Source organism: Amycolatopsis tucumanensis, from assembly GCF_021654135.1.
GTDB classification, from domain to species: domain Bacteria; phylum Actinomycetota; class Actinomycetes; order Mycobacteriales; family Pseudonocardiaceae; genus Amycolatopsis_E; species Amycolatopsis_E tucumanensis.
The window spans coordinates 1-9,101 of record NZ_JAKGSD010000109.1 but is presented as its reverse complement, the minus strand read 5'-3'; the positions used below and the strand labels follow the sequence as shown (position 1 = coordinate 9,101).

Genomic DNA, 9,101 nt, shown 5'->3' with positions numbered 1-9,101 from the left:
GCCTCAGCCACTACAAACGACGCGGCTATCAACTCGCCTAACTGCCGTTGCAGGGTTAGGGCTCCGCGAACCCCTACGCGACCAGGGAGACGACGAGCGAACCAGCGAGCACGAGGCCACAGATCACCATCGTCGCCCTTCGGCCCGTGCGCGTGCGCGACTCCGTGCGGAGCGGGAACAGCAACTGCCGCGCGAAGGTGTAAGCGGCGATCGCACCGGCGAATACAGCACCGGGCACCGGCGTCGGGACGGCCAGCACGAGGGCGAGCGTCGTGATCCCGATCAGGAGCGCAACGATGGCCTCGACGAGCTGGACGGGGAACCTCCGCGTGGCCAGGCGCCGATCCGAGGACCACAGCCCCCACCGGGAGCCGGTCGGCCGTCCCGCGCAGCACCCGGTGAGGAAGCACCCGGGCCGGCCTACTGCCATCCCGAGGAAGATCCCCGGGGTGGTCACGTCGAGGAGGACGCCAGGAGGCAATCCCAGAACGGCTGCCCCGATCACCACGACCGTGAGCGCCACCAGCAGAAATCCCTGGATGCACGCGCCGGCCGTGAGGAAGTTGCGCAAGGGCTTGCGGTGCAGCACCAGGTACCACACCTTGGCACCCACGAACCCGAGCGCGCATCCGAGGGCGGACAGCGCAAGTACGTCGCCAACCGCGACGCCCACCCTTGCCGCGAGGATCGCCTGCACCACGATCGCGACCACAGCACCGAGGCCGACCAGCAACGGCCAGGAGATCAGCCGGACCGACGGCCCGTGCGCGAGAACGCCGAACCGGGTGGTCGTCGTGATGACCCGGCGAGGTAACCGCGCGATGACGGAGGCCGGCGCCGACGCCGTTCCCGCGCCCCGGCCGGACACGGGCGTAGCCGTGACACGCCAGGTCCCCGGGTTGATCCCCTGGACCCGCGAAGTGAGCGCGATCCGGCCCCCGCCTGGAACAACGCGCTCGACGTGCTCCACGACCTCGAACCGGTCGCGCTGTTGCGGCGTGCCCGCGACCCCGGTTCGCGTACCGGTGAACCGGACATCGAGAGGATAGGGCTGCCCGGCCGGCGGCGGGTCGAACCAGTACGTCACGGCCAGCCCTTGCGGCTCCGCCTCAGCCAGTCGACGCTCGAGCCAGCCGGCCGGTGTCATGTGCTGCTCCTCCGCGTGCACATCGGAGCCAGCGCCCTTCCGCGCTTCCTGGACGGCGACTGGCCGGCCCGACTGACCGACTGAGCGCGCGGACCACGAGCCGGCGAGAGCCAGGGGGACAGCGCCCTCGGCTCGCTGCGCCGGTGGCTTCTCCGCGGTCGTCCGCGCTTCCTGCTTCCGCGCCTTCTTTCCCACGAGGCAGCTCCTCTCGGGCAATCACTACTAATATCGATCGTACTAGGCGCGCTAGTAGAACGGAGCCGCGAATGCCACGGTCGAGGGTACGGAAGAAGACCGCGTACACGCCTCCCCCGCAGCGGGCCACAGTCCGCGCACCGGGGAAGACGTCTCTGACCTACACCATCGTGATGTTCGGACTGCTGTTCCTGGCCCTGGCCTGGATGGTGGTGCTCTACCTGGCCGGGCCGGATATCCCGATCATGCGGGACCTGGGCGGGTTCGGCTACCTCGTCGGCTTCGGCTTGATGCTGCCCGGCCTGCTGATGACCACCCGCTGGCGGTGACGGAGCAGCCCGGCCAGCACGGCCGCCGCTGCCGTCCCGAGCATCGAGTACTCCGGCCACGCGCCCAGCCGGTCGGAGAGCGTCACCTCGCTGCGCAAGGGCACCTCCTCGACGAGGGACGCCGGGGTGAACAGACTGGTCGAGGCTGCGACGGTCCCGTCGGGCCGGATGACCGCGCTGACACCGCTGGTCGCCGCGACGACCACTGAGCGTCCGTGCTCCACCGCCCGCAAACGAGCCATCGCAAGCTGCTGGTAGCTCATCTCACTGCGCCCGTACCACGCGTTGTTCGTCGGCACGGTGAGCAGTTGCGCACCGCCCCGGACTGCGTCGCGGCCCGGGTAGTCGTAAGCCACCTCGTAGCACACCGCGACACCGACGGTGACGCCGGCGACCGGAAGGGCAGCGCGGCGCCCGTCTCCCGGGACGACGTCGTCGCTCCCGTTCGCGAACGGCGTGACCAGCCGGGCGATCGCGCGGGCGGGGACGTACTCACCAAAAGGCACCAACTGCTGTTTCGCGTAGCGCTCACCAGCACCTGATCCGGGCTCCCAGGCGATCACGACGTTGCGCACCCGTCCGTCCGGCAACCGCTCGAGCGCTCCGACAAGCACGCTCGCGCCGGCTTCGTCGACCATCGCGTCCAGCCGCTCCCGGTCGGACGGCATGCTCGCCGCCGATTCCGGCCACACCACTAGGTCGGGCTTGCGGACCCGGCCGGCGTCGACCTCTGCCCGGAGCCGCCGGGTCTGCGCCAGGTGGTTCTCCCTCAGCAGGCCGCGCTGCCCTTGCAGGGCAAGACCGATGTCGGGGGCGCCGCCCTGAACAACCGCGACAGTCCGGGTCCCGGCTTGCGCCTCGGTGCCGACCGTGGTCCAGACCGACAGGCCGGCAAGGACAGGAACGAGCACTGCCGCCACCGGTCCGAGCAGCGGACGAAGCCGCCCTTCTCTTCGACGCAACGTCCGCACCAGGGCACTTGCTCCGAACCCGCACAACACCACGGCGAAACCGACCAACGGCGCACCCCCGACCGAGGCCAGGGACACGAACGCACCCTCGGGCTGGGTGAACGCGACACGACCCCAGGGAAATCCGCCGAGGGGGAACCACGCCCTCGGCGTCTCGGCCGCGATCACGATCAACGCGCTCCACACCGGCGCAGCAGGCAAGCCCTGGACGAGGGTGATCAAGCCGCCCACGACCGCGAGGTAGAGCGCCAGAGTCGCCGACAGCGCCAGCCATGGCCAGGGTCCGAAGTCCGCGCCCAGGAAGTCCTGCAGCCACGAGAGCAATGGCAGGAACAGCGCGAGACCGAAGACGAATCCGTATCCGCAGCCCGCCCCGAACCGCCGCCCGTGCAAGGTCAGGCCGAGCCCGGCGAACGCGACCGGCGCCAACCACCAGAGCGGGCGAGGAGCGAAGCTGAGATACAGCAGCACACCGGATGCCGCGGCGAGCAGTGAGCGCCACAGAACCTGACCCAGGCGTGGGCGGACGATGTCCGCCACAGTGGACTGAGCGACGGCAGTCACCGGCGCCGCCGTCGGCGAGGACGAATCGGCATCCGCACCTTCTTCCCGATACGTTGTGCCGCGACCGAACTTATACTACTTACCTTAGTAGATCACCGACGGCGCATTGTGGAGTTCGCCGTGCGTCCGTGTCGCAGTGGACCTCCGGCTTCCCGGCCGAACTGGGCATCATCACCCGGACAGCCAGCGGTCTCGTCGCCGGCTCCATGCCCGGCAGCAGCTTGCAGGTCAGCGGCACCGGCCCGCTCCAGATCCTGTTCGACCTGCGCACGCTCGGCACGTTGTTCCAGGCGATCTCACCGTCCGTTGTGCAGGGCATGCTCGCCGAGATCGGCCTCGTCCTCATCCTCGGCCAGCTCTATCCATGGTTCGGGCACGGTGCTCGCCCTCGACCCCGTCAAGCTCGCCCGTGCGGCGTGATGGCCGGACCGGCCTTGTCGGTCGGCCTGGCGGCTTGTCGCATGTGACCGTCCACCGGATTGACGATTTCCGGGGTTTACGTGGAGGCCGAGGGGACAACGGCACCTTCCTGTGGCTACCCCAGATCCTGCGTGCACTGGTGGGAGTTACCCACGGGTCACACGGCGCTTCCCCCAGCCAGTCAGCCGGCCAGGCACCCGCGAAATCGGCCTCATGGCCGGTCGTCTACCTCCGGCTCCGCGCCACTGGTTCCTTCGCTGCCCTGTCGGCGGCGGACGGAACGCCGCAACGCGAACGCGGCACCAGGCAGCAACAAGTGGGCACCGACGACGAGGAGCGGCACCACCGCGACCCCGAGTGCCGTCCAGCCCAGCCAACGGGTGACGACGGCAGCGGCACCGGCCATGACCACGTGCGCCGCCACGACCAGCAGGACACCCAGCACGCCTGCCGCGGCGAGGAATCTCGCCCGTCCGTGCCTGCGCACCCAGGTTGCCGATGGCTTGGGGTCCGTGGACGCGGCCGGGTCCTGCCATCGCACGGCCAGCTGCTCCCGTCTCCCAAACCGCCCGAAGTTCCGGTCGATGATCCCCTGGATTCGGGCCACGCTCTCTTGGTCGACTCCATCGACGCGCAGGATCAGCGCACCGTCGACGGCCTCGACGTCACACCGGCCCCAGGGCCGGAAGGTGATGGTTCCGGCGGTGTCGGACCATTCGGCGTGCAGGTCGTCCGGCATCTCCGGCGGCCGGCCCCGGTCGTGCCCGCGGGGTTTATGGAGCCCCCGGCGGCCGACCTGGTCGGCGTGACGGCAGAGCTGGACGAGGTACCGGGCCGGCCGTTCGGTGTCGACACGCCCCTGGGCAGTCACCATGCAGCCAAATTTATCGAGACACAATGTCTATGGTCAATACATGAACGTCGTACTACTATGACGAACGCGTATGGTTGTCCTGTGCCGAAGTTGTGGAACGACACGATCGACGCGCACCGCCGGGAGGTGCGGGCCGCGACCATGGAAGCGGCGGCAGCACTGGTGGCCGAACAGGGCCTGCGTGCGGTGACGATGTCGCGAGTGGCCGAGAAGGCCGGCATCGGGCGGGCCACGCTCTACAAGTACTTCCCGGACGTGGAGACCATCCTGCGCGCCTGGCACGAACGTCAGATCGCCACTCATCTCGACCACCTCACCCGCGCGCGCGAGGGGGCGGAGGGCCCAGCTGGGCGGCTCGAAGCGGTGCTCCGGACGTACGCCCTCGTGGCGCACCACACCGGTCGGCACCACGACACCGAACTCGCCGCCTTCCTCCACCGGGACGAACAGGTCGCGCAAGCACGGCAGCAGCTGCACGCGATGATCCGGGACCTGCTCCAGGAGGGCGCCACGGCCGGCGTCGTCCGCGGCGACATCATCCCGGACGAGCTCACCGCCTACTGCCTGCACTCGCTGTCGGCGTCTGCCGGCCTGCCGACGACGGATGCGGTCGAACGCCTGGTGGCGGTCACGCTCGCGGGGCTGCGTCCTCCCGGCTGACAACAGCGGCTCCGGAAATCTCCCTGGCCCCCTTGCCCCGCGCGGCCACGAAGTAGGCGACCGCGCCGGCGAAGACGACCGCCGACACGATCGTGTTGATGCGCAGACCGAAAACCTCGGTAGCGGGGTCGTCACGCAGAAGTTCGATCCAGAACCGGCCCAGCGTGTAGCCCGCGACGTAGAGGGCGAAGACCCGTCCATGCCCCAACCGCCATCGCCGGTCCGCCCACACCAGCAGCGCGACGACCAGAGCGATCCAGAGCATCTCGTAGAGGAAGGTCGGCTGCACGACCGCGACGGGATTGCCGTCGACGGCGACACCGCCGAGGTTGTCCTCCCGCCCGGTCACCGGATCGATCCGCCGGTAGATCTCCAGCCCCCACGGCAGGGACGTCGGCCGGCCGTACACCTCCTGGTTGAAGTAGTTCCCCAGGCGCCCGATCGCCTGCGCCACCGCGATACCCGGCGCCACCGCGTCAGCGAACGGCGGTAGTGACACCCCCGCGCGCCGGCACCCGATCCACGCGCCCAGTGCACCGAACGCGATCGCACCCCAGATTCCGAGCCCGCCATCCCAGATCTTCAGCGCGTCCCACGGGTTCTTGCCCGGGCCGAAGTACCGCCAATAATCAGTCGCGACGTGGTAGATGCGCCCACCGATGATCCCGAAGGGCACCGCGAACACCGCTACGTCGGTGACGGTCCCCGGCGACCCGCCGCGGGCGGCATACCTCCGGTTTCCCCACCAGATCGCCACCACGATTCCGGCGATGATGCACAGGGCATACGCCCGGAGCGGCACCGGCCCGATCTGCCAGACACCCTGCGGCGGGCTGGGTATGGCTGCCAGCACCGTGACCGACCCTGACATGTCGTTTCTCCTTCGAGCCGGTAGGCGGGAAGCCGACGAACAGTTACTATTTGCAATAGTAGGCTAGCGCGGGAGGTGCGATGTTCGGACTCGGCGAGCTGGAGGCCGCGGTCATGGAGGTCCTCTGGCGCACGGACGAGCCGGCGAAGGTCCGCGACGTCCTGCACCGGCTGGACACCGGGAAGCGACTGGCCTACACGACTGTCATGACCGTGCTGGACCACCTCCACCGCAAGGGATGGGTTCACCGCGAACTGCACGGAAAGGCCTACCTCTACCGGCCGGCACTTGCTCGCGAGGAAGCTGCCGCGCGGGCGCTTCGGGAAGTGCTGGCCGAATCGGGCAATCCGGAAGCGGCCCTGCTCCGGTTCGCGAGGACGGCATCGGACGAAGAGGCTGCCGTACTGCGAGCCGCCCTCCGCCGCAAGGACCGCCGATGATCGTCGCGATCGCGCTCCTGCTCGGCGCTGTCGTCGCCGGCTGGCTGGTGCCGCGGGGGCTGCGCCGCGCGGATCTGCGACAACGGGACCCCCGGACGCTCATCAGCGCCTGGTTGCTGTCGATGGGCGGCGTGCTGCTCGCCGGCACCGTCGGGATCCTCCTGCTGTTCGTCCCCGAGCACGGCGCAGCCGGTTCGCTGGCGAGCGCGCTGACCGGTTGCTGGACGGCACTGCAACACGGCACATCCCCCAGACTCGAGGAACTGGGTGGCGCACTGAGCGCGGTCCTGCTGCTCGCCGGAGCGATCCGCCTGGCGGTTGTCGGCCTGGGCGAGATCCGCCGGGTCCGACGGGCCCGACGGCATCATCTGGACCTCCTCAGGCTCGCCGGCCGCGCGGACACGGGCAAACCCCCTACCGTCTGGCTGGCGCACGATGAGCCGATGGCGTTCAGCATTGCCGGCCGACCCGGCGTCATCGTGGCCACGGACGGTCTGACCCGGCACCTCCCGGCGGCTTGCGCGGCAGCGGTGCTCGCACACGAGCACGCGCATCTGCGCGGCCGGCACCACCTCCTGGTCGGTATCGCCGACGTCCTGCGCCGGACGGTGCCGTTCGTCGCCCTGTTCCGCCAAGCGCCAGCCGCGATCCGCGACCTCGTCGAACTGTCGGCGGACGAAGCAGCGGCGCGACGGCACGGGCCGACCGCGGTCCGCGCCGCACTCCTGGGCGTGGCGGGACACGGCATCCCGGACGGCGCCCTGGCCATGGCCGGAGAGGCCGTCGCACTCCGGCTCGCACGCCTGGACACCTGGAACGGCTCCGGGAGCGCACGCCGGGCACTGACCTGCGGCGCAGCGGCGATCGCCGCGACCACGCTGCCGTTCGTCGCCGGCGCGGCGTTACTCCTCACCGCCGCGATCGCGGCCTGCCCGATCGGCCTTCAATAGCCCGTCCTGATACCCCTTTCGGGTATGATTGACTTCGGGGACGCGCGAGCGGGCAGGTGAACCAATGGCGAATGACCGCGACGGTAAGGACAGTCAGCTCAAACGGCTCCGGCGGATCGAGGGACAGATCCGCGGGCTGCAGCGCATGGTCGAAGAGGACAAGTACTGTATCGACATCCTGACCCAGGTCTCCGCGGCGACGAAGGCGCTCCAGGCGTTCTCGCTGGAACTCCTCGACGAACACCTCGCCACCTGCGTGGTGAACGCCGCCGCGGCCGGCGGGAAGGAAGCAGAGGAGAAGGTGCAGGAAGCCTCGGACGCCATCGCCAGGCTCGTTCGTTCCTGACTCCCAGCCGCCCACCACACAACGCTCGACACCATCGCGCACGGCCGCCCGACTCGCGCCACGCCTCGCTGGTGACTACTATCACAGCTAGTAGCACCGCGGGCGTGGCGGAGGTGCCGTGTGACGAAACCACAGATCGGAATCGCGCCCAGTCCGATCACCCGCCGGGTACGACCGCCCGCGCCACGGGGTTCCGTTCTGCTGGGGCTGCTCCGGACAACGGACCACAAGGTCATCGGCATGATGTACCTGGTCACCTCGTTCGGATTCTTCCTGGTCGGGGGAGCTCTCGCCCTGCTGATGCGCGCCGAACTCGGGCGCCCGGGCCTGCAGTTCCTTTCGAGCGAGCAGTACAACCAGATGTTCACGATGCACGGCACCATCATGCTGCTGCTCTACGCGACACCGAACTTGTTCGCCTTCGCCAACCTGGTAGTGCCGCTGCAGATCGGCTCGCCCGACGTGGCGTTCCCCCGCCTGAACGCTTTCTCCTACTGGCTGTTCCTCTTCGGGGGCACCATCGTGCTGGCCTCGTTCGCCACGCCAGGCGGCGCGGCAGACTTCGGGTGGACCGGGTATGCCCCGCTCTCCAGCGCCGCCTACTCCCCCGGCATCGGCGGCAACCTGTGGATCGCGGGCCTTGCCGTGTCCGGCCTCGGGACGATCCTCGGCGGGGTCAACATGGTGACCACGATCGTGTGCCTGCGCTGCCCAGGGATGACGATGTGGCGCATGCCGATCTTCACCTGGAACATCCTGTTCACCGGTGTCCTGGTGCTGATCGCGTTCCCGATCCTCACCGCGGCACTGTTCGGCCTACTCTCCGACCGCCTCATCGGTGCGCACGTGTTCGATCCAGCCAACGGCGGCGCGATCCTGTGGCAGCACTTGTTCTGGTTCTTCGGGCATCCCGAGGTCTACGTCGTCGCGCTTCCGTTCTTCGGGATCATCACCGAGATCGTGCCGGTGTTCGCCCGCAAACCGCTGTTCGGATATCGGCTGATGGTGTTCGCCACTCTCGGCATCACCGCGTTGTCGGTCGCCGTCTGGGCCCACCACATGTTCGCCACCGGTGCGGTGCTCCTGCCGTTCTTCTCCTTCCTCACGTTCCTGATCGCGATTCCGACCGGGATCAAGTTCTTCAACTGGATCGGCACCATGTGGAAGGGGCAACTCACCTTCGAGACGCCGATGCTGTGGTCGGTCGGATTCATGGTGACCTTCCTGCTGGGCGGCCTCACCGGCATCATCCTCGCCGCACCGGCACTGGACTTCCAGGTCACCGACAGCTACTTCGTGGTGGCGCACTTCCACTACGTGCTGTTCGGCACGAT

11 protein-coding genes are annotated in these 9,101 nt (G+C 68.9%); 7 read left to right on the top strand and 4 right to left on the bottom strand.

Going from position 1 to position 9,101, the window contains the following annotated elements; genetic code table 11:
* Positions 1-73 precede the first annotated feature (73 nt).
* Entirely contained in the window at positions 74-1,147 is a 1,074-nt protein-coding gene (locus L2C96_RS43715; protein WP_237340272.1) for a prolipoprotein diacylglyceryl transferase family protein, read from the bottom strand.
* 266 nt (positions 1,148-1,413) lie between these two features.
* On the opposite strand from L2C96_RS43715, the gene L2C96_RS43710 reads away from it, so the two are divergent.
* On the top strand, positions 1,414-1,671 hold the full coding sequence (locus tag L2C96_RS43710) for a cell division protein CrgA (protein WP_237340271.1): 258 nt from the start codon (positions 1,414-1,416) through the stop codon (positions 1,669-1,671).
* Here L2C96_RS43710 and lnt read toward each other — a convergent pair.
* Positions 1,611-3,182, bottom strand: a complete 1,572-nt coding sequence (lnt, locus tag L2C96_RS43705) for an apolipoprotein N-acyltransferase (RefSeq protein ID WP_237340270.1) — start codon at positions 3,180-3,182, stop codon at positions 1,611-1,613. The two genes, L2C96_RS43710 and lnt, sit on opposite strands and share 61 nt — an antisense overlap.
* A gap of 152 nt (positions 3,183-3,334) precedes the next feature.
* On the opposite strand from lnt, the gene L2C96_RS43700 reads away from it, so the two are divergent.
* Positions 3,335-3,673, top strand: coding sequence for a hypothetical protein (locus L2C96_RS43700; RefSeq protein ID WP_237340269.1), 339 nt, complete (start codon positions 3,335-3,337; stop codon positions 3,671-3,673).
* 164 nt (positions 3,674-3,837) lie between these two features.
* On the opposite strand, the gene L2C96_RS43695 is transcribed toward L2C96_RS43700, so the two are convergent.
* Positions 3,838-4,500 carry a DUF2218 domain-containing protein gene (locus L2C96_RS43695; protein ID WP_237340268.1) on the bottom strand — a complete coding sequence of 221 codons (663 nt, stop codon included), beginning with the start codon at positions 4,498-4,500 and terminating at the stop codon, positions 3,838-3,840.
* An 81-nt stretch (positions 4,501-4,581) separates the two neighbouring features.
* Here L2C96_RS43695 and L2C96_RS43690 point away from each other — a divergent pair, with 81 nt between their 5' ends.
* Entirely contained in the window at positions 4,582-5,160 is a 579-nt protein-coding gene (locus tag L2C96_RS43690; RefSeq protein ID WP_237340267.1) for a TetR/AcrR family transcriptional regulator, read from the top strand.
* On the opposite strand, the gene lgt is transcribed toward L2C96_RS43690, so the two are convergent.
* Positions 5,129-6,031 carry a prolipoprotein diacylglyceryl transferase gene (lgt, locus tag L2C96_RS43685; RefSeq protein ID WP_237340266.1) on the bottom strand — a complete coding sequence of 301 codons (903 nt, stop codon included), beginning with the start codon at positions 6,029-6,031 and terminating at the stop codon, positions 5,129-5,131. The two genes, L2C96_RS43690 and lgt, sit on opposite strands and share 32 nt — an antisense overlap.
* A gap of 80 nt (positions 6,032-6,111) precedes the next feature.
* On the opposite strand from lgt, the gene L2C96_RS43680 reads away from it, so the two are divergent.
* From L2C96_RS43680 to L2C96_RS43665, 4 genes are all read left to right on the top strand, one after another.
* Positions 6,112-6,471 carry a BlaI/MecI/CopY family transcriptional regulator gene (locus L2C96_RS43680; RefSeq protein ID WP_237340265.1) on the top strand — a complete coding sequence of 120 codons (360 nt, stop codon included), beginning with the start codon at positions 6,112-6,114 and terminating at the stop codon, positions 6,469-6,471.
* A complete protein-coding gene (locus L2C96_RS43675; protein WP_237340264.1) occupies positions 6,468-7,421 on the top strand; it encodes a M56 family metallopeptidase in 954 nt (317 codons plus the stop codon). Before L2C96_RS43680 ends, L2C96_RS43675 begins: the two co-directional genes overlap by 4 nt.
* A gap of 64 nt (positions 7,422-7,485) precedes the next feature.
* On the top strand, positions 7,486-7,767 hold the full coding sequence (locus L2C96_RS43670; protein ID WP_237340263.1) for a metal-sensitive transcriptional regulator: 282 nt from the start codon (positions 7,486-7,488) through the stop codon (positions 7,765-7,767).
* Positions 7,768-7,923: 156 nt separating this feature from the next.
* A partial coding sequence (locus L2C96_RS43665) for a cbb3-type cytochrome c oxidase subunit I (RefSeq protein ID WP_372491328.1) occupies positions 7,924-9,101 on the top strand: 1,178 nt, incomplete at its 3' end.